We start from the raw sequence: 20,259 nt of genomic DNA on the forward strand, positions 1-20,259 counted from the left end.
CGCCCGCGCCAGCGCTTGACGCTGACCGGCGGTCGGGTAGAGGCGGAAGTTGTACCGGAGCTGCACGGTACGATCCTATCCGATATGACACTACGATGGTGTCATGATGCGGATGACGCTCCGGCTGGCCGACGACGTCCACGCCCGGGTGGCCGCCCGCGCCGAGGCCGAACGGCGATCCCTGAACTCTCAGATCGTGCACCTGCTTGAGATCGCGCTCGCCGCCGACGAGGCGCACCACGAATCGCCTTGACGGCGATTCGTCGTTCCCTGCCCCGCTACGCGGGAGAGTCCGCTTCACCCCCGGCCTGAAGGCCGGAGCACTGCGGACGAACCCGGTAGCGGCGATCAGCGGCCGAGCAGGGCCATGGCGGCGTTGTGGCCGCCGATCCCGCTCACGCCGCCGCCCCTGCGGGCGCTCGCGCCGCACACGAGAACGCGCTCGTGCTCGGTCTCCACGCCCCAGCCGCCCTCTTCGGCGTACGGCCAGCTCAGGTCGGTGTGGAAGATGTGGCCGCCCGGAAGCCCCGCGTCCTTCTCGAGATCGACGGGCGTCTTGGCCTCGACGCACGGGGTGCCGTCGGGGGCCTTGAGCAGGCAGTCCTCCAGGGGTTCGGCCAGGACGGCGTTGACGGAGGCGAAGGTGGCCTCCAGCGCCTGCTTCCGGGCTTGATCCGGATTTTTCCGAAAAAGCCTGGCGGGCATGTGCAGCCCGAACAGCGTCATCGTCTCAGCCCTGCCCCTGAGCTCGGGGCCGAGGATGGACGGATCGGTCAGGGAGTGGCAGTAGACCTCGGCGGGCGGCAGCTCCGGGATCTCCCCTCGGGCCGCCTGGGCGTAGGCCCTGGCGAGCTGGTCGCGTCCCTCGTTGATGTGGAACGTCCCGCTGAAGGCGGCGCGCGGATCCACCTGCGCGTCCTTCAGCCGGGGCAACCGCGACAACACCATGTTGACCTTCAGCTGCGCTCCCTCGGGCACCTCCGCCGGCCGGCCCATCAGCCGGTCGAGCACCGCGGGCGGCAGGTTGACCAGCACGTGCCCGCCGTTCACCGTGTGCTCGCCGTCCTCCGTCACGAACGCGACCTCCCCGGACGGCGAGATCCCGACGATCTCCGCGCCGGTCCTGATCTCGGCGCCGGCCCGCCTGGCCGCCGCCTCCAGCGCCCCCGAGACCGCGCCCATGCCCCCGACGGGGACGTTCCAGTCGCCGGTGCCGTCGCCGATCACGTGGTAGAGGAAGCACCGGTTGGCCGACAGGTCGGTGGCGGTGTCGGCGAACGTCCCGATGAGCGCGTCGGTGAGCACGACGCCGCGTACGGTGTCGTCGGCGAAACGTTCGTCCACGGTCTCGCCGATCGGCCTGGCGAACAGGTCCCGCCACGCCTGCGCGCCGACCAGCCGCTCGATCTCGGCCGGCGTGCGCAGGGGTTCGAGCAGGGTGGGGGCGAGGGCGCGGGCGACCCGCGCGGTCATGCCGTAGAAGTCCCGCCAGGCCTCGTGGTCGGCCTCGCCTCCGGTGACGGCGCGGAACGAGGCCGCCGTACGTGCCGCGTCCTCGTTGTCGACGAGCAGGCCCGTGCCGCCGCTCGGCGTGTAGGAGGCGTGGCGGCGGCGCCGCAGCTCCAGGTCGAGCCCCAGGTCGCGGACGATCTCGCGGGGCAGGAGGCTGACGAGGTAGGAGTAGCGCGACAGGCGCACGTCCACGCCGGGGAAGGCCCGGGTGGAGATCGCCAGGCCGCCCACGTGGCCGTACCGCTCCAGGACGAGCACCCGCCGTCCCGCCCGGGCCAGGTACGCCGCGGCGACCAGCCCGTTGTGCCCGCCGCCGGCTACGATCACGTCATAAGCGCCCATCCACGCACCATAAGGTGCAAACCACACCATCCGTCAACGCCCTGAACGGTCACGGACGGCTGGCGATGGCGAGCAGGTTCGCGGCAGGGCCGGTGAGGGGACGGCCGCGACGCCATACCGCCCGCAGACTCCTGACCAGGTTCACCCCGGCCAGCGGCACCTCCACCAGCCGCCCGGTCGCCACGTCGGCCTCCACCGCGTAGCCGCTGAGCACCGCGGGCGCCGCTCCCGCCTGCGCGGCTCCCTTGACCGCCGCGTTCGACCCCAGCTCCAGCCGCGGGCTGGCCTGGTGCAGGCCCCTGAACGCCACGTCCAGCGTCTCCCGCGTCCCCGAGCCCGGCTCCCGCACCACCAGCGGTGTCGCGGCCAGCTCCGCGCCCCTCAGCACCGTGCGGCGCCTCGCCCACGGGTGGCCGGGCGCCACCACGACCACCAGCCTGTCGGTGCCCACGACCCGGCTGTCCAGCCCCTCGGGCACGCTCGGCCCCTCGACGAACCCCAGCTCCACGTCCTCGGCCAGCACCCGGGCCGCGACGTCGGCGGAGTTGACCACGTCGAGCCCGACCGGCACGTCCGGCTCCCGGTTCTGCAGCTCACCGAGCCACCTCGGCACGAGATACTCGGCCACGGTCATGCTGGACGCCACCCGCAGATGCGCCGCCTCTCCGTGCCGTACGGCCTGCACGGCGCGCATCAGCTCTTCGGCGGCGGCCAGCACCTGGGCGGCCCAGCCCGCCACCATCCTGCCCTCCGCGGTGAGCGTGGACCCGCGCGGTGTGCGCTCGACCAGGGGCAGGCCCAGGCGGCGTTCGAGGTGGGCGACACGCTTGCTCGCCGATGGCTGGGCGATGCCCGCGGCCTTGGCCGCCTGCCCGAGGCTGCCCAGCACGCCGACATCGACCAGCAGCTTCAAGGAGGCGAGATCGGGCAATGCACTCATAGCTCCAGGCTATGGGCTCCCAGTCAGCTCGCGCCTACCGGCCGTGTCACCCGCTCAGAACACTGAGACCATGTCCCCCACCGACGGCTCGCCCGCTGCCGCCCGCCACCCATCGGGGCCGCAGCCGCGGGCTCACGACACCGCCACAGCGGGGTCGCGGGCTCGCCGCTCCACCACGCCGGGACCCCGAACTCTCCGCCTCGCCTGGGCGCGGATGCGCCGTAACGGCCCGCCCTTCCTCGCCGCGACCTGGCCGGGTGTCGCCCTGGCCGCGCTCGCGGTGGTGTTCGCGCTGGCCGCCAACCGGTTCTTGCCGGCGCTCAGTCCCGCGGTGATCGCGGTGGCCTCCGGGGCGGCGCTGGCCAACGTGGCCGGGGTCGGCGAACGGTTGAAGCCGGGGCTGGCGTTCGTCTCCAGGCGGGTCCTGCGGGTCGCGGTCGCGCTGCTCGGCCTGCAGATCGCGCTGCCTCAGGTGCTCGCCCTCGGCTGGCAGACGCTCGCCGTCGTGGTGGTGGCGACCGGGGCGACGTTCGCGGTGACGCCGTGGATCGGGCGCGGGCTCGGCCTCACGCCCGGCGCGTCGCTCCTCGTCGCGACCGGCGTGTCCATCTGCGGCGCCGCCGCGATCGCCGCCATGCACGAGAGCACGGACACCTCCGACGATGACGACGCCGCCGGCGCGCTCGGCGTCGTCGTCCTGTACGGCACCGCCGCCATCGTCGCGATCCCCCTCCTGGCCTCTCTCATGGACCTGTCGCCCGCACAACTCGCGGTGTGGACGGGGGCGGCCGTGCACGAGGTCGCCCAGGTGGCGGCGATCGGCGCCGCCTCGGGGGTCCTAGCCACCGCCGTGACGGTCAAGCTGGGCCGCGTGCTCCTCCTCGCCCCCATGGTGGCCCTGTTCTCCGGCCGCACCCGGGACACCGGACCCCGCCCTCCGGTCGTGCCGCTGTTCGTGGTGGCGTTCCTGGTGATGGTCGCCCTGCGCAGCACCGGGCAGGTGCCGGCGGCGGTGACGGACCTGATCCCGCAGATCACCGGGGTGCTGATGGCGGCCGCCCTGTTCGGCCTGGGCACCGGCATCGACCTGCGAAAACTAGTCAAAGGCGGACGAGTCATCCTGCTCGGAGGCATCGCCACGGCGGTCATCGCCGCCGTCTCACTGGCCGGAGTGGCGCTTGTCGTGTGATCCTCGGATGGACGGCCGCAGCGCCGCGCTCCGCTCGGAACAAATACCGTAAACTACCCCGTTCAGGGTATGCCGGTCAGGATTACTCAGGGAGTACGAAACTCACCATGCGCAGCGCCACCGACTCCGTTCTTCAGCCGTCCAGCGAGGTCGCCGAGGCCCTGGCCGGCGGCGCGCCTGTCGTCGCACTGGAGTCCACGATCATCTCCCATGGGCTGCCGCAACCGCGCAACCTCGAGGTGGCGCGCGAGCTGGAGGGGATCGTCCGCGCCGCCGGCGCCGTGCCGGCCACGATCGCCGTGCTCGACGGCGTGCCGCGCATCGGGCTCAACGAGGTGGAGCTGGAGCGCGTCGCGACGGAGTCCGGCCTGCGCAAGCTGGGACAGCGGGATCTGCCCGTGGCGGCGGCGCTGAAGGCGAGCGGCGCGACCACCGTGTCGGCCACGTCGTTCCTCGCCGCCCGCGCCGGGATCCGGATCTTCGCCACCGGGGGCCTGGGCGGCGTGCACCGGGGCTGGACCGAGGACCAGGACGAGTCCGCCGACCTCGACACGCTCGCCCGTACGCGCATCACCATCGTCTGCGCCGGCGTGAAGTCGATCCTCGACGTGCCCGCGACGCTCCAGCGCCTGGAGACCAGGGCCGTGGCGGTGGCGGGCTACCGTACGGACACCTTCCCCGGCTTCTACCTGCACTCCTCCGGCCAGCCGATCGACTGGCGCATCGAGTCGCCCGCCGAGGCCGCGGCCATCATGCGCGGCCAGGACGCTCTCGGCGGCCAGGAGAGCGCGCTGATCGTGGCCAACCCGGTGCCCGAGGACCGCCAGCTCGATCCCGAACTGCACGACCGCGTGCTCGCCGAGGCGCTGGCCGCCGCCGAGCGTGAGGGGGTCAAGGGGCAGGCCATCACCCCGTTCCTGCTCGGCTATCTCGTGGACGGCACCGGCGGCGCCTCCCTGGAGGCCAACCTGGCCGCCGTGCGCGGCAACACCGCACTCGCCGCCCAGATCGCCCTCGCATGGGCGAGACCGTGATGGACAACGCTCTCCTGATCATCGGCGACGTCGTCACCGATGTGGTGGCGTTGCATGGTTCACCGGTCATGACGGGCGCCGACACGGCCGCCGACATCGTGCTCCGTCCCGGAGGTTCCGGCGCGAACACCGCCGCCTGGGCCGCCTGCCTGGGCGCCGACGCGCGGCTGCTGGCCAAGCTGGGGTACGACAGCAGCGAGTGGCACACGACCGAGCTTGTCAAGACAGGCGTACGCCCGCACTTCTCCGTGGACTCCGAACATCCGACCGCGGTCGTGATCGCGATGGTGGACAAGAGCGGTGAGCGCTCGATGCTCACCAACCGCGGCGCCGGCGGCCTGATCTCGGACGCCGACTGGGACCCCGCCCTGCTCGACGGCGTCGGCCGGCTCCATCTGTCGGGATACATCCTCTTCGCCGAGGGCGGGCTGCTGCTGGCCAGGCGCGCCATGGCGGAGGCGGCGGCCAGAGGCGTCGCGATCAGCATCGACCCGGCCTCCACAGGGCCGCTGCGCGGCTTCGGCGTCGAACGGTTCATCCAGGAAACCGCCGCTGCCAGCCTGATCATCCCGAATCTTGACGAGGCCCTGATTCTCAGTGGTGCCCCAACGGCGGAGCGTGCCGCCGTACTCTTGAGTGAGACGTACGGCACAGCGGTCGTGAAGCTGGGAGCGGAGGGGGCGCTGGCCGCCGTGGACGGTGCAGTGGTCGCGACGGCGGCGGGCGTGCCCGCCGCGGTCGTCGACTCGACCGGGGCAGGTGACGCGTTCGCCGCGGGCTTCCTCGCGGCGGCTTTGGACGGTGCCGGGGAAGGGGCCGCTCTGGAGGCCGGTTGCCGCGCGGGGGCCGAATGTGTGGCCCACGTGGGCGGCCGACCACGGTACGGTTTGGATCTGAACCGTCTTTACCCTATTCACACTGATTGATAGCTTGCCGCGTAGGCTGCACCATTAGCCACATCATTACGGACAGCACCATGCGGCTCACTCGGGAGGATAAGGTCCGCCGATGGATGTCGAGTCATCGATCTGCCTGAGCGACCTAGTCCCTGCGCTGCGCTGGAGCCGTCCGCAGCAGGTGGCCGAGGCGCTCGGCGACCCGCGCCTGCCCGCCGGGTGGTGGTCCTCCCTGGCGCTGTCGAAGGCGCTCGGCACGGCGGGCCTCGACTGGATCTGCGAGCGGCTGGCCCGGCTGGCGACCTCCCGCTGGGATCACCTGCCGCTGTGCGACCTGCTGCCCGCGCTGACGGTGCACCACATCGACCCGGCGCTGCCGGGCTGGCCCGAGGCCACCCGGACGGCGATCACCGGCCTCGGCGGCTGGCAGCGGCTGCGCCGGTTGTCCCCCAGCGACCTGAGCACCCCGTCGGCCACACCTGAAGTGGTGGTCGGTTCGGTCTTCCGCGAGATCCTCGGCCGCATCCCGGCCCAGCGCGAGCCGGTGGTCGCGGCGCGGGCGAACCATCCCGAGGTGACCCGCCCGCTCCATGTCGGCGCGGCCGCCGGTCTCTCGTCCAGGGGCACCGGCTCCTTCCCCGCCCAGCCGGAGGGCGTACCGCAGCCCCAGGCCGCCGCCCAGCCCGGCACACCACAACCCGCAAGCCCCCACCCGGGAGCCCCACAACCCGAAGGCGCCCGGCCCGGCACACCACAACCCGCAGGCCCCCAGCCCGGAGCACCGCAGCCTGCGGCTGCGCAGTCCGGCGCACCTCAGCAGCCGGGGGCCGGCCAGTCCGGCCCGCCTCAGCCCGCGGGCTCCCAGCCTGCCGGCGCGCAGCCCGGTCCGCAGGAGAGCGCCGTTCCCTCGGCGCCCCCTCAGACCGGGATGTTCGTCGCCCAGAGCGCCTCCAAACCCGACGCCGGCGCGCAGCCGCCGTCCACAGGGCCCTTCGCCAGCCCGGCCGAGGGGCACTCCCAACCGCAGACGGGCACCTTCGCCGCCCAGCCGCCGGATCGCAGGCCCGGCCCGCAGAGCGGTTCCTTCCCGGCGCAACAGGAGAGCCGCCAGACCGGCCCACTTCCCGCGCAGCCGGAAGGCCGCCAGCCGGGTTCGTCGCCTTCGCCGGCGGAAGGCCGCCAGACAGGGTCGTTCACCGCGCAGCCGGAGAGCGGCCGGCAGAGCCAGTCGGGCTCCTTCCCCGCCCAGCCGTCCGACCGCCCGGCCGGCCCGCAGAGCGGATCCTTCCCCGCGCAACCGGACGGCCGCCAGACGGGGTCGCTCCCGGCCCAGCCTCAGGGCGGCGGCCCGCGCCAGGGCCCGGCGGGCGAGGGCCTTCCCCAGCGCCCGGCCCCCGGCGGCCAGTCCGAACGCCTTCCGCAGCGTCCCGGAGGCGCGGCGCCCGGGCGCCAGGACACCGGCTCGCTCCCCGGCATGCCCGGCTCCGGTCCCCAAACAGGCTCGATGCCCGCCGTGCGCGGATCAGGCCCGCACACCGGCTCCATGCCCGCCGTCCCCAACTCCGGCCCGCACACCGGCTCGATGCCCGCCGTCCCTGGCCCTGACGGCGCCAAAGGCGCGCCCGCCTACGCGGCGCCTGTTCCCGGCGCGCCGCCGTCCGGCCCGGCGTCCTCTGACACCGACCATCCGATGGTGCGGGTCGTGGACAGCCTGTTCCGCAACCTGGACAAGATGGAGCTGGCGGTGGCCGTGCACCGGCTGTTCGCCGAGGACCCGGTCAGCCTGCGTACGCTCGCCCACAAGCTGCTGGTCGACAGGGACGCGCTCTCGCAGGCCCAGCGCACCGCGGAAGAACGCGTCCTGCACTGGCTGCGCTCCTCCGAGTCCGCGCCCGTCACCGGCCACATGTTCCGGCTGACCGAGTGGCTCGGCGCGGCGGCCACCGAGGACCAGCTCATCGGCGCCGACCCGGCCCACCCGGTGACCGTCCCGTCGCTGCGCACCCCGCTCTGGCGCGTGCTGGTGACGCTCATGCCCGACCGCCGTCTCCAGGACGGCTGGCTGGTGGTGGGCGACATCCAAGGTCTCCAGAGCCGTACGCGGCAGCTCCTGGCCTCCAGCCCGCCCGACGCCGACGTCGTGGAGCTGATGGCCGAGCTGGGCATCCGCGCCCACTCGGCCAAGGCCTGGCTCGACGCCCTCCCCGCTGAGACGGTCCCTGACCCGGCCGCGGCGCAGGCGCCCGCCCAGCCTCTCCCCCGCCGCACGCCCGGCGCCAACGGCCACCACCGGGGCGGCCAGCCCATTCCGACGGTGAACGCGAGCTCCATCGACCCTTCCGCCGCCCTGGCCACGTTGTCGGCCCTGTCGGGAAGCCGCTCAGGAAAGTTGCCCGGCGGCCTGGCAGGCGCCCCGTCCACGCCGCCCCCGCCGCTGCCGGGCCCGTCCTCCGACCCGCGCCGCTGGCAGCGCATCGAGGTCACTCCGGAACACCTCAGGGGCGGCCCGGTGCCGGTGCCTGAGGGGTACGCGGCCCAGCTCGGCATGCGCCCCGGCACGCTGCTGTCGGTGACGGGCCCTGGCGACAACGCCATCGTGCTGGTGTGGCAGGGCCACCAGCCGGTCTTCGACTCCCTGCAGCCGGTGCTCATGCGCTTGAACGCCCGGCCCGGTGACCAGGTGTACGTCACCGTGGACGGCTACCGCCTCGAGGCCCAGCTGACCGGCTGACCACACCCCCCGCCTGCCACCCGGCGAACGCCCGTCACAACCAGTGGCACCCCCCTCGCCGCCCGGTCAAGCGCTTTTCGCCTGACCCGTGGCACGTGGCCCCGCCACCCACCGCACACCTTCGGCCATCCGATGACCCGCGGACCCGCCGGCGCGGAACCATGTGAGCCGGCGACGAGCCCATAGCGGGCTGGAGCTGTCCGGCCCGGCCAGGCCGGACAGCACGACTCACGTCGGAATGTCGAAGAGGCGCAGGCGGTGGGCCGTGGCCGCGGCCTCGCCCCGGGTGGCGACGCCGAGCTTGGCCAGGATGTTGGAGACGTGCACGCTCACCGTCTTGACCGAGATGAACAACGCCTGCGCGATCTCCCTGTTGCTACGGCCCTTGGTCACCTCCTGGAGCACCTCCAGCTCGCGAGCCGTCAGCCCCATCGGGTTTCCTTCGCCCGCCGCGTCCGGCCCCGCGAGCCTGGATCTGCGGCCGAAGACGTCGATCTGCTCCATCAGCGGCCCGGCGCCGAGCTGCTCGGCGAGCTCCCTCGATCGTGCCAGCCTCGCCGCGGCCTCCTGCCGGTCGCCGCACGCGAGCGCGGCCTGGGCCGCGCTCATCAGACACCAGGCCTCGGCGTACGGCTGCCGCAGCCCGGCCCACGCCCGCGCCGCCGCGTCCCACGCCTCGAGCTGCCAGGCGGCCGGGTCGGCGGCGACCTCCAGCGGCGTCGCCGCGTCCGACACCGCCTCCTCGTCCGGCACCGTCACCTTGCCGAGCGGCGCCCTGGACGTCGCCACGTCCCCGTCCGCCCCGGTGGGGAGCCGCTGCTCCCCACCGGGCACCGTCGCAGCCGACGGGAAGTGAGGGCCGGTCAGCGCGGTGAACGTGAGCCGGTGCGCCTGCTGGAGTGCCCCGTGGACCTCGAGCTCCTGCGCCAGCGCACGAAGCCGCGGCAGTAAGGGCGCCCCGGGTCGCGCCGGCGCGCCGGGACCTCCGACGGGAACGTGCGCCGCGACGGAGGCGAAGAGCCGGGCGAAGGCCACCAGCACGGGCCACGAATATCGCGGGCTGGCCAGCAGGTCGCGCTCCTGCAGCGCTCGCCCCGCCGCCTCCATCGCCTCCTCGATCCGCCCGCGCGCCTCGAGCAGCCCTATCTCCCTGCGCAGATGAGGAAGCAGCACCTGGTCGCGGTGGACTCCGCGTGACAGCACCCTCCGCACCGAGCTCAGCAGCGTCTCGGCCCTGTCGTGGTCGCCCCGCGCCAGCGCGATGTCGGCGGCGAACCCCTGCAGGCTGGCGCGGTAGGGGGCGGGCGGCGAGAGATCGAGTGCGTGCTCGATCACTTGCAGCGCTTCGTCCCACCGCCCGAGCGACACCAGCGGCTCGGCCAGGTTGATCGACAGGAACGTGCCGGACGTGCGGGCCAGGCCGTAGTGGCCGGCTTCGGCCACGCCCTCGCGGGCGACCTGTGCGGCCCGCTCGTGCCGGCCCGCGCCCTCCAGCGCGTCGGACTCGGAGATCGCGCAGCGCATCAGCGCGTTGTACGCCCCTCCGCCCGAGGCGATGCCGCGGGCCTCCCCGAAGGCCCCGAGCTGGTCCTCGATCTCGGAGTAGCCCCAACGGGCCCAGGCGTAGTCGATCAGCGCGTGGGCCTCGACGTTGGCGTCGCCGACCTCGTGGGCGATCTGCCTGGCGAGCTGGGCGGTGGCCAGCCGCTCCGGGATGTCCTGGGGCCGGTGGAGCATGCGCGAAAGGCTCTCCAGGACCTGGGCGCGCACCTTGCTGGGCTCGTGCGAGGGGACCAGCGCGGCCGCCTGGCGGAGATCGTCGATGTAGCCGGGGCGGCCCAGGTCGTAGCGGGTCAGGCCGCGCTGGCGCAGCGCGTGGGCCGAGTCGATCGGGTCGGTGTCGTGGTCGAGCTCGGCCAGGGCGGCGCCGGCCAGGGCGATGCTGCGCTCGTATTCGCCGGCCAGGTGGGCGACCGTGGCCGTCTGCCGCAGCACGCGGACGCGGACGGCGCCGATGCGCTCGGCCGCGTCGGGCACCTGGTCCCACAGCTCGAGCACCCTGGACAACATCCTGAGCTGCTCGTCGTAGGCGGCGGACTTGCGGGCCGCGGCGGCCGCGTGCCAGGCGCTGACCAGCGCCCACGTGGAGTCGTGGGCGGAGTGCCAGTGGTGGGCCAGCTCGATCGCGCCACGCGGGGCGGGCAGGATCGACAGGTCGCGCTCCAGCGCCTCGGCGTAGCGGGTGTGCAGGCGGGTGTGCTCGCCGGGGAGGAGGTCGTCGTGGAGCGCCTCGCGGATGAGCGCGTGCCGGAAGGAGTAGCCCTCGCCGTCGACGACCAGGACGTTGCCCGCCACCGCCGGCCGCAGCGCGCCGGAGAGCGCGCTCTCGTCAAGCCCGGCGACGGCGCTCAGCAGGTCGTGCTCGATGCGCTGCCCGCCGGCGCTGGCCACCCGCAGCAGCTCCTGCGTCTCGTCGGGCAGCCGCTCGACGCCGGCCAGCAGCAGGTCGCGCAGCGACTCGGGCAGCGCGTGACCCCCGCTCTCGTCGCTCAGCAGCGCCTCGACGAACAGCGGGTTCCCCTCGCTGCGCGCGTAGATCACATCCATGTCGGCGGCGGACGGCGCGCGGTCGAGGATGCCGGCCGCCTGCTCGACGGCCTCCCTGCGGGTGAGCCTGCGCAGCTCGATCCGGCGCACCCACTCGATCCTGCCCAGCTCGGCGATGAGAGGGCGCAGCGGGTGGGTGCGGTGCAGCTCGTCGGAGCGGTAGGAGACGACGATGAGCAGGCGGGCCGCGGTGCGCTGATAGCGGACGAGGAACGACAGCAGGTCGCGGGTGGAGCGGTCGGCCCAGTGCGCGTCCTCCACGACCAGCAGCACGGGACGCTCGTCCGCCAGCCGTTCGAGCAGGCCGAGCATCTGCTCGAACAGGCGCGCCCTGGCCTGCGGCCCGTCCCTGTCGGGCTCGCCGAACTCCGGCAGCAGCCGCGCCAGCCCGCGCGTGGTGCCGCCGGGGACGAGCGCCGCGACCCCGTCACGGCCCAGCTCGCGCACGAGCCCGCGCAGCACGGCGGTGAACGGCGCGAACGGCAGGCCCTCCGTGCCCAGCTCCAGGCACCCGCCGACGAGCACCATGGCGTCGCCGGCCCGGCCGGTGAACTCGTTGATCAGTCGCGTCTTGCCGACGCCGGCCTCGCCGCCGACGAGCACCGTGGCCGACGCCCCGGCCCGCGCCGTGACCAGCGCGTCGCCGAGAGCGGCGAACTCACGGGCACGCCCGACGAACAAGGGGCTCACGGCGTGGATGCTCACGTCCCCAAGGATGCCATCCGGCGCCGACAGAACGCGCCCGCGGGTGACGTCGTCCCAGGCTCAGCGCACAATCTCGCGGACGCGGCTCAGGACCTCGCGGGAGCCCGGGCTCAGCGCAGGACCTTGCGGAAGAAGGTGGCCGATGCTTCGTAGCCGAGCGCGTGGTAGAACTCCGGCGCCCGCCGGGTCGCCATGGCCACGTAGCCCGCCTCGCGCGAGCGGGCCCACTTCTCGAACTCCTCCAGCAGTGCCCGCCCGATGCCCTGCCGGCGCGAACCGGACCCGACCATGGCCTCCTCGACCCAGGCCACGGGACCGTTGGCGAACAGCGTGAGGTGCACGAACCCCAGCAGGTAACCCTGGACCCGCCCGTTCACGACGGCCGCGAGCAGCAGGGCGTCCTTGTTCGCCAGCAGCTCGGGCAGCGCGGAGTCGAAGGCCTCGCGCTCGGGCCTGAAGGTCAGGCCGAACTCACGCGCCAGCGCGAACACCGCGTCCGCGTCGGCCTTCTCCGCCCTTCTGATCAGAAGATCGTCAGCCGTCATGACTGACGACACTAGATCGTCGCACGTTCCTGATGCAAACCTCAGAGATCGCTCAGGCCCAGCTGGCGGGCGATGAGCATGCGCTGAACCTCGCTGGTGCCCTCCCCGATCTCCAGGATCTTGGCATCGCGGTAGAAGCGCCCGACGGGGAACTCGTTCATGAACCCGTACCCGCCGAAGATCTGCGTCGCGTCGCGCGCGTTGTCCATGGCCGCGTTGGACGAGACCAGCTTGGCGATCGCGGCCTCCTTCTTGAACGGCTCACCGGCCAGCATCTTCTCGGCGGCGTGGTGGTAGGCCAGGCGGGCGGTGTGCGCGCGGACCTCCATGTCGGCGATCTTGAACTGGATGGCCTGGTAGTGGCCGATCGGGTGGCCGAACGCCTTCCTGTCCCTGACGTACTTCAGGCACTCGTCGACGCACCCCTGCGCCAGCCCGACGCTGAGCGCGGCGATCGCGATGCGGCCCTCGTCAAGCGTCTGCAGGAACTGGGCGTAGCCACGGCCGCGCTCGCCGAGCAGGTTGGCGGCGGGGACGCGGCAGTCGGTGAACGACAGCTCGCGCGTGTCGGAGGCGTTCCAGCCGACCTTGGAGTACTTCTTCGACACCGTGAACCCGGGCGTGCCGCTCGGCACCAGGATCGTGGAGATCTCCCGCTCGCCGGTGAGCGCGGCCACGCCGACGACGCCGGTGATGTCGGTACCGGCGTTGGTGATGAACGCCTTCGTCCCGTTGATCACCCACGCGTCGCCGTCGAGCACGGCCGTGGTGCGCATGCCGCCGGGCACGTCGGTGCCGCCGCCGGGCTCGGTCAGGCCGAACGCTCCCAGCATCTCGCCGGCGGCCAGCCTGGGCAGCCAGGTCTCACGCTGTTCCTCTGTGCCGAACCTGAAGATCGGCATGGCGCCCAGCGACACCGCGGCCTCCAGGGTGATGGCCACGCTGGAGTCGACGCGGGCCAGCTCCTCCAGCGCCACGCAGAGCGCGAAGTAGTCGCCGCCCATGCCGGCGTACTCCTCGGGGAACGGCAGTCCGAACAGCCCCATGGCGCCCATCTGCCGCACGATGTCGTACGGGAACTCCTCGCGCTCGTAGTAGTCGCCGATCACCGGCGCGACCACGTCGCGCGCGAACGCCTCGACGGTTTTGCGGAGCTCTTCGTACTCGTCCTTGAGCATGGTCACCCTTTCGAAAGCGCCTGTACGACGCGGGATGGGCTGGGCCGGCCGAGCAGCTCCGCCAGCCAGACGCTGGTGGACACGAGCTTGCCCAGGTCGAGCCCGGTCTCGATGCCGAGTCCCTGCAACATCCACACGAGGTCTTCGGTGGCGAGGTTGCCGGTGGCGGACCCGGCGTAGGGGCACCCGCCGATGCCTCCGGTCGAGGCGTCGACGGTGGTCACGCCGGCTTCGAGCGCGGCGAGGGTGTTGCTGAGCGCCTGCCCGTACGTGTCGTGGAAGTGCACGGCGAGCCGCTCGGGCGTGCGGAACGCGTTGATCAGGGCGGTGACGTGGCCGGGCGTGCCGACACCGATGGTGTCGCCGAGCGACAGCTCGTGGCAGCCGAGCCCGAGCAGCCGCTCCCCGACCGCGACCACCTGCTTGACCGGCGTCGGCCCTTCCCAGGGATCGCCGAAGCACATCGACACGTAGGCGCGCACCTTCAGCCCGTTGTCGAGTGCCCGGGCCACGACCGGCTCGAACATGTCGAACTGGCTCTCCAGGCTGCGGTTGAGGTTTTTCGCGGCGAACGTCTCGGTGGCGCTGGCGAAGACGGCGATCTCGTCGGCCTGGAGTTCGAGCGCCCGGTCGAGGCCGCGCAGGTTGGGAACCAGCACGGGATAGCGCACTCCCGGCTTCCTGTGCACCCTGGCGAACAGCTCCCCGGCGTCGGCCAGCTGCGGCACCCAGTCCGGGTGCACGAAGCTGGTCGCCTCGATCACCTTGTGCCCCGCGTCGGCGAGACGGTGGATGAACTCGGCCTTGACCTCGACGGGCACGACGGCGGACTCGTTCTGCAGCCCGTCACGGGGACCGACCTCGTAGATCGTGACCTGGTGCGGAAGACCTTCCATCGGGTACGGCATCACACCTCCCTGTCCATGGCCTCACTCCGTTCGGCATGCTCGCTCGCCTTTGATGCCGCCGCTCCATCGCTGACCTCGGGCTCACGGCGGATCACGGCGAGGACGGCGTCCATGTCGACCGGCTGGCCCGCCTGCACGGCCAGCTCGGCCACGGTGCCGTCGTGCGGGGCGGTGACCGTGTGCTCCATCTTCATGGCCTCCACGATGAGCAGCGGCTGCCCCTCGCTGACCCGCTCGCCGGGCTGGGCCTTGACCACCAGCACGGTGCCGGGCATGGGGCTGCGCACCGCGCCGTCGCCGGCCGCCGTGGCGCCCGGCCGGTCTCCCGGGTCGCCGATGAGGTGCCTGGTGAGCGCCCACGAGGCGCCGTCCCTGCCGAGCCAGAGCGTGTCGGCGTCGCGCGCGCAGAGATAGCGCTCGGTACGGCCGCCGACGGTGACGTGCAGCCGCGCGCCTCCGGAAAGCCCGGGGAGGGCGCCGGCCGGCGTCTCGTCGATCCGGATGCGCGCCGCCACGGCGTCGCCGTCGATCCGGACTTCGGCCGATTCGCGGGGCAGCCCGAGGACCTGGACCGCGTGCACGCCGTCCCGCGACTCCAGCCGCCAGGTCGTCCACGCCGGTTCGCCGGCCCGCCACCCGTCCGTGATGTCCCACGGGTCGTCGCCCTGGGGCATGGCGTGGAAGACGAGCCCGGCCGCGGCGAGCACCTCGTCGGGCACCCGCGTGGCGGGGACGAGGTCGGGGAGCACGCGCTCGACCAGGCCGGTGTCCAGTTCGCCGGCCGTGACGGCCGGGTGGGCGGCGAGCGCGCGCAGGAACGGGATGTTGGTGACCACGCCGAGCACGGCCGTCCTGGCGAGCGCCCGGTCGAGCACGGCCAGCGCCGTCGCCCGGTCGGGGGCCCAGGCGATGACCTTGGACAACATCGGGTCGAACGCGGTGCCCACGGCCGCTCCTTCGACCAGCCCGGAGTCGACCCGCACGACCGCCCCGCCGCGTGGCGACGCCGTCGCGGTCTCGCCGGGAGCCGGGTCGCCGGGTTCGCGGAGCGCCAGGACGCGGCCGCCGCTGGGCAGGAAGCCGCGGGCCGGGTCCTCGGCGTAGACGCGCGCCTCGACGGCGTGGCCGGTGAGCCGTACGTCGTCCTGCCCGAACGGCAGGAGCTCGCCCGCCGCCACCCGCAGCTGCAACTCGACCAGGTCCAGCCCCGTGACCAGCTCGGTCACCGGGTGCTCGACCTGGAGACGGGTGTTCATCTCCATGAAGTGGTAGGCCCCGGTGGTGCCGTCCACGATGAACTCGACCGTGCCCGCCCCGACGTAGCCGACCGCGCGCGCGGCCTCCGCCGCGGCCGCTCCCATGCGGGCGCGCGTCTCCTGGCTGACGAAGGGCGAGGGCGCCTCTTCGATGATCTTCTGGTGCCTGCGCTGGAGGCTGCACTCGCGCTCGCCCAGGTGCACGACGTTTCCGTGCGTGTCGGCCATGATCTGGATCTCGATGTGCCGCGGGTTCTCGACGTAGCGCTCGATCAGCAGCGTGCCGTCGCCGAAGGCCGCCACTGCCGTACGCCGGGCCGACGCGATCGCCTCAGGCAGCTCGGCCGCCGACCGTACGAGGACCATGCCCTTGCCGCCGCCGCCCGCGGACGGCTTGATCAGGGCGGGGAAGTCGTTCCAGTCCTCCAGGGAGGCGGGCTCGGCCCGGCCGGGCACCACGGGCACGCCCGCGGCCGCCACCGTGGCCTTGGCCCGGATCTTGTCGCCCATCGCGTCAACGGCGTCGGCGGGCGGGCCGACGAACACGAGCCCGGCCTCGGCGCAGCGCCGCGCGAACGCGGCGTTCTCCGCGAGAAACCCATAACCAGGATGTACGGCTTGCGCCCCTGAATCGCGAGCCGCCGCGACAATGGCCTCAATATCAAGATATGTCGGCACCTCAAGGGCGATGTCTGCTTCGAGGGTGTGCTTGGCCCCCACGTCGGACGGCGCGTACACGGCGACCGACGTGATGCCGAGCCCGCGCAGCGTGCGGGCGATCCGCACGGCGATCTCGCCCCTGTTGGCGATCAGCACGCTCGTGAAGCCCCCTTGCGGGCGGTTCGCCCCCCGCATGCCCCCCGGCGGCTCGGTGCTTCGCACGCCTTCTCCGCGCGGGGAACTCGCCTGCCGTCCGGTGCTTCGCACGGTTTCCTTCACCTCGCTCACATCCTGAAGACGCCGTAACCGGCGGGCTCGAGCGGCGCGTTGGCCGCCGCGGACAGCGCCAGGCCCAGGACCGTGCGCGTGTCGACCGGGTCGATCACGCCGTCGTCCCAGAGCCTGGCCGTGGAGTAGTACGGGTTGCCCTGGTGCTCGTACTGGGCCCTGATCGCGTCGGGATCGGCGTCGCCCACGGTGGTGAGCACGTTCGCGGCCTGCTCGCCGCCCATGACCGAGATGCGGGCGTTCGGCCACATCCACAGGAACCTGGGTGAGTACGCCCGACCGGCCATGGCGTAGTTGCCCGCCCCGAACGACCCGCCGATCACCACGGTGAACTTGGGCACCCGGGCGCACGAGACGGCCGTGACCATCTTGGCCCCGTGCTTGGCGATGCCGCCCGCTTCGTACGCCTTGCCGACCATGAAGCCGCTGATGTTCTGGAGGAAGACCAGGGGGATCCGCCGCTGGTCGCACAGCTCGATGAAGTGGGCGCCCTTCATGGCGGACTCGCCGAACAGAATGCCGTTGTTGGCCACGATGCCCACAGGATGCCCGTGGAGGTGGGCGAACCCGGTGACGAGCGTCGAGCCGTACTCGGCCTTGAACTCCAGGAAACGCGACCCGTCGACGATCCTGGCGATCACCTCGCGCACGTCGTAGGGCTGGCGGGTGTCGGCGGGCACGATGCCGTACAGGTCGCGCGGGTCGTACCGGGGTGGCTCCGGTTTGACCGTCGTCCACGGCCGCTCGGCGCGCGGCGCCAGCGTGGAGACGATGTCGCGGACGATGGCCAGCGCGTGCGCGTCGTCCTCGGCGAGGTGGTCGGTGACGCCGCTGACGCGGGCGTGCAGGTCGCCGCCGCCGAGCTCCTCGGCCGTGACCTCCTCGCCGGTGGCCGCCTTCACCAGGGGCGGGCCGCCCAGGAAGATCGTGCCCTGGCCGCGGACGATGACCGCCTCGTCGCTCATCGCGGGCACGTAGGCGCCGCCCGCCGTGCACGAGCCGAGCACGGCGGCGATCTGCGGGATGCCGCGGGCGGACATCGTGGCCTGGTTGTAGAAGATGCGCCCGAAATGCTCCCGGTCGGGGAACACCTCGTCCTGCCTGGGCAGGAACGCCCCGCCGGAGTCGACGAGGTAGACGCAGGGCAGGCGGTTGTGCAGCGCCACCTCCTGCGCGCGCAGGTGCTTCTTGACGGTGACCGGGTAGTAGGTGCCGCCCTTGACGGTGGCGTCGTTGGCGACGACCACGCACTCGCGCCCGGAGACCCTGCCGACGCCGGTGATGATGCCCGCCGCGGGGGCCTGGTCGTCGTAGAGACCGCCCGCGGCCAGCGGCGACAGCTCCAGGAAACGGGAGCCGGGGTCGAGCAGGCCGTCGACGCGGTCGCGCGGCAGCAGCTTGCCTCGCTCGACGTGGCGCCGCCGCGACCGCTCGGGGCCGCCGAGCGCCGCCGCCGCGAGCCGTTCGAGCAGTTCGGCGGCGAGCCGCTCGTTGTGCTCGGCATGTCGTTTGTACGCCTCCGCGCCGGGCTCGGCCGCCGACTTCAGCACCGGCCACTCGTTCATGAGTCCCCTCCCATGGCTGGGATGTTAGTCATCATTAACGTAATCGTCTAGCATGTGAGACGTGAGCACCGTCTCTCCACCTACCCGCAATCGCGGCAACCGGCGCGCGGAGATCCTGGAGGCGGCGGCCCGGCTGTTCGCCGCCCGCGGCTTCCACGGGGTCTCGATCGAGGACATCGGGGGCGCGGTCGGCATCTCGGGGCCCGCGCTCTACCGGCACTTCAGCGGCAAGGACGCGCTGCTGTCGGAGATGCTGCTCGACGTCAGCTCGCGGCTGCGCGAGTCGGCCGTCGCGGTCGTCACCTCCTCCCCTGGCCCTGCGGAGACGCTGGACGCGCTGCTCAACGTGCAGATCACGTTCGCGATCGAGCAGCCGGCCCTGATCACCGTGCACGACAGGGAGCTGGGCAACGTGCCCGAGCCGGCGCGCCGGCAGATCAGGCGGCTGCAGCGCCTCTACGTCGAGGAGTGGGTGACCGTGCTGGCCGAGCTGCACCCCGCCTGCCCGGCCGCGCGCCTGCGCGCGGCGACGCACGCCGTCTTCGGGCTGCTCAACTCGACGCCGCACAGCGCCGGCGAGCTGCCCGCGCAGGACATGCGGCCGCTGCTGCACGCGATGGCGAGGTCCGCGATCGAGGCCTCCGTTAACGCTCGCTAACTATCTCCGGCCTTCCGGACATACCCTTGCCCATGCCAACTATCTAGATATATCGTCACGATATCTCGATAGGTTGGAGGCAGCATGCGCGAGAACGACTTCTGGAATGCGCCGCCGCCCGTGCCCCCACCAGGGACACCCGGGCCCGGCGCCTTCCCACCCGGCCCACCGTCACCGTCACCGTCACCGCCACCGCCACCGCCCGGCGCGGGGCCGGGGTGGGAGACGCCTCCGCCGAGGGTCCGCAGGGGTGACGTCAGGGCGGCCCTGCTCGCCCTCCTCCATGAAGGGCCGCAGAACGGCTACCAGCTGATCCAGGACATCGAGGAGCGTAGCCGCGGCGTGTGGCGGCCCAGCCCTGGATCGGTCTACCCGGCGCTCCAGCAACTCGAGGACGAGGGGCTGGTGGTGGCGGACGAAGCGGGCGGGAGCCGTACGTACCGGGTGACCGAGCAGGGGCGCGCGCAGGCGGCCCGGCACGCCGGCGAGGCACCGTGGGAGGAGGTCGCCCGCAGCGTGCCGACCGGCCATCACGAGTTGCGCCTGCTCTGGGCCCAGCTCAGCGAGGCCTTCTCCCACCTGGCCAGGACGGGCAGCGACCGGCAGGTGGCGGAGGCCAAGAAGCTGATCAAGCAGACCCGCAGGTCCGTCTTCCAGATTCTCGCGGAGGGCTGAATGGACGAGAACGCGGCGGTGGCCGTGCGGGGGTTGCGCAAGTCGTACGGCAAGGTCGACGCCGTCAAAGGCGTGGACTTCGAGGTGCGTCCCGGCGAGGTGTTCGGCTTCCTCGGCCCCAACGGCGCCGGCAAGACCACCACCATCAGCATGCTCTGCACGCTGGTGAACCCGACCGGCGGCGGCGCCACGGTCGCGGGGCACGACGTGGTGCGGGAACGTGACGAGGTGCGCAGGAACATCGGCCTGGTCTTCCAGGACCCCACCCTCGACGGCTACCTGAGCGCCGAACAGAACCTGCGCTTCCACGCCGAACTGTACGGCGTGCCGAAGAGCCTGGTCGGCGACCGGATCCGGCAGGTGATGGAGATGGTCGCGCTGTGGGACCGCAAGGACGCCAAGGTGATGACGTTCTCCGGAGGCTTGACATCCTCCCCCTCGTAAACGACTCTGTTGGCCGATTGGGTTGGGTTCATGCCGCCAGGCCAAGGCTGGCTCCGAGTCGCTCCAGGTGAGAGTTGCGGGTGCCGCGGATAGGAGTGCCGGTCCACCAGGCATCCAGGCGGATGA

17 protein-coding genes are annotated in these 20,259 nt (G+C 72.6%); 8 read left to right on the forward strand and 9 right to left on the reverse strand.

All coding sequences use genetic code 11. The features are described from left to right. A partial coding sequence (locus ABGB01_RS44745) for a helix-turn-helix domain-containing protein (RefSeq protein WP_347779225.1) occupies positions 1-66 on the reverse strand: 66 nt, incomplete at its 3' end. A gap of 37 nt (positions 67-103) precedes the next feature. Between ABGB01_RS44745 and ABGB01_RS44750 the strand changes: the two genes are divergently transcribed. After that, complete coding sequence (locus tag ABGB01_RS44750) at positions 104-253, forward strand: Arc family DNA-binding protein (protein ID WP_347780331.1); 150 nt, start codon at positions 104-106, stop codon at positions 251-253. Between the two features lie 95 nt (positions 254-348). Here the strand turns inward: ABGB01_RS44750 and ABGB01_RS44755 are convergent, their stop codons facing one another. After that, complete coding sequence (locus tag ABGB01_RS44755) at positions 349-1,854, reverse strand: NAD(P)/FAD-dependent oxidoreductase (protein WP_347780332.1); 1,506 nt, start codon at positions 1,852-1,854, stop codon at positions 349-351. 49 nt (positions 1,855-1,903) lie between these two features. Further along, a complete protein-coding gene (locus ABGB01_RS44760) occupies positions 1,904-2,794 on the reverse strand; it encodes a LysR family transcriptional regulator (protein WP_347780334.1) in 891 nt (296 codons plus the stop codon). A 70-nt stretch (positions 2,795-2,864) separates the two neighbouring features. Between ABGB01_RS44760 and ABGB01_RS44765 the strand changes: the two genes are divergently transcribed. The 4 genes from ABGB01_RS44765 to ABGB01_RS44780 all read left to right on the forward strand — a co-directional run bounded on the left by ABGB01_RS44765 (position 2,865) and on the right by ABGB01_RS44780 (position 8,644). After that, entirely contained in the window at positions 2,865-3,983 is a 1,119-nt protein-coding gene (locus ABGB01_RS44765; protein ID WP_347780335.1) for a putative sulfate exporter family transporter, read from the forward strand. Between the two features lie 107 nt (positions 3,984-4,090). Then, a complete protein-coding gene (locus ABGB01_RS44770; RefSeq protein ID WP_347780336.1) occupies positions 4,091-5,017 on the forward strand; it encodes a pseudouridine-5'-phosphate glycosidase in 927 nt (308 codons plus the stop codon). After that, positions 5,002-5,943 carry a PfkB family carbohydrate kinase gene (locus ABGB01_RS44775; protein ID WP_347780337.1) on the forward strand — a complete coding sequence of 314 codons (942 nt, stop codon included), beginning with the start codon at positions 5,002-5,004 and terminating at the stop codon, positions 5,941-5,943. Before ABGB01_RS44770 ends, ABGB01_RS44775 begins: the two co-directional genes overlap by 16 nt. Before the next feature lie 82 nt (positions 5,944-6,025). Then, positions 6,026-8,644, forward strand: a complete 2,619-nt coding sequence (locus ABGB01_RS44780) for a hypothetical protein (protein ID WP_347780338.1) — start codon at positions 6,026-6,028, stop codon at positions 8,642-8,644. A gap of 228 nt (positions 8,645-8,872) precedes the next feature. Here the strand turns inward: ABGB01_RS44780 and ABGB01_RS44785 are convergent, their stop codons facing one another. The 6 genes from ABGB01_RS44785 to ABGB01_RS44810 form a co-directional block, all read right to left on the reverse strand. Continuing rightward, the gene (locus tag ABGB01_RS44785) at positions 8,873-11,956 is read right to left on the reverse strand and encodes an AAA family ATPase (protein WP_347780340.1); all 3,084 of its coding nucleotides are present in this window, start codon (positions 11,954-11,956) and stop codon (positions 8,873-8,875) included. A gap of 110 nt (positions 11,957-12,066) precedes the next feature. Beyond that, the gene (locus ABGB01_RS44790) at positions 12,067-12,501 is read right to left on the reverse strand and encodes a GNAT family N-acetyltransferase (RefSeq protein WP_347618320.1); all 435 of its coding nucleotides are present in this window, start codon (positions 12,499-12,501) and stop codon (positions 12,067-12,069) included. Positions 12,502-12,542: 41 nt separating this feature from the next. Next, positions 12,543-13,679, reverse strand: a complete 1,137-nt coding sequence (locus tag ABGB01_RS44795; RefSeq protein WP_347780342.1) for an acyl-CoA dehydrogenase family protein — start codon at positions 13,677-13,679, stop codon at positions 12,543-12,545. 2 nt (positions 13,680-13,681) lie between these two features. Further along, the gene (locus tag ABGB01_RS44800; protein ID WP_347780344.1) at positions 13,682-14,587 is read right to left on the reverse strand and encodes a hydroxymethylglutaryl-CoA lyase; all 906 of its coding nucleotides are present in this window, start codon (positions 14,585-14,587) and stop codon (positions 13,682-13,684) included. Beyond that, entirely contained in the window at positions 14,587-16,698 is a 2,112-nt protein-coding gene (locus tag ABGB01_RS44805; protein ID WP_347780353.1) for a biotin carboxylase N-terminal domain-containing protein, read from the reverse strand. The genes ABGB01_RS44800 and ABGB01_RS44805 overlap by 1 nt, the downstream gene beginning before the upstream one ends. An 89-nt stretch (positions 16,699-16,787) precedes the next feature. Beyond that, a complete protein-coding gene (locus ABGB01_RS44810) occupies positions 16,788-18,356 on the reverse strand; it encodes a carboxyl transferase domain-containing protein (RefSeq protein WP_347780346.1) in 1,569 nt (522 codons plus the stop codon). A gap of 61 nt (positions 18,357-18,417) precedes the next feature. Here ABGB01_RS44810 and ABGB01_RS44815 point away from each other — a divergent pair, with 61 nt between their 5' ends. The 3 genes from ABGB01_RS44815 (at position 18,418) to ABGB01_RS44825 (ending at position 20,133) form a co-directional block, all read left to right on the forward strand. Next, positions 18,418-19,014: a TetR/AcrR family transcriptional regulator gene (locus tag ABGB01_RS44815; protein ID WP_347780348.1), complete on the forward strand. Its 597-nt coding sequence runs from the start codon at positions 18,418-18,420 to the stop codon at positions 19,012-19,014. A gap of 84 nt (positions 19,015-19,098) precedes the next feature. After that, complete coding sequence (locus tag ABGB01_RS44820) at positions 19,099-19,689, forward strand: PadR family transcriptional regulator (RefSeq protein WP_347780350.1); 591 nt, start codon at positions 19,099-19,101, stop codon at positions 19,687-19,689. Further along, positions 19,690-20,133 (forward strand): ATP-binding cassette domain-containing protein, encoded by a 444-nt coding sequence (locus tag ABGB01_RS44825; protein WP_347780352.1) that lies wholly within the window; start codon positions 19,690-19,692, stop codon positions 20,131-20,133. Positions 20,134-20,259: the final 126 nt, after the last annotated feature.

Origin of the sequence: Nonomuraea sp. B5E05, from assembly GCF_039880665.1 — a bacterium.
Lineage (GTDB): Bacteria > Actinomycetota > Actinomycetes > Streptosporangiales > Streptosporangiaceae > Nonomuraea.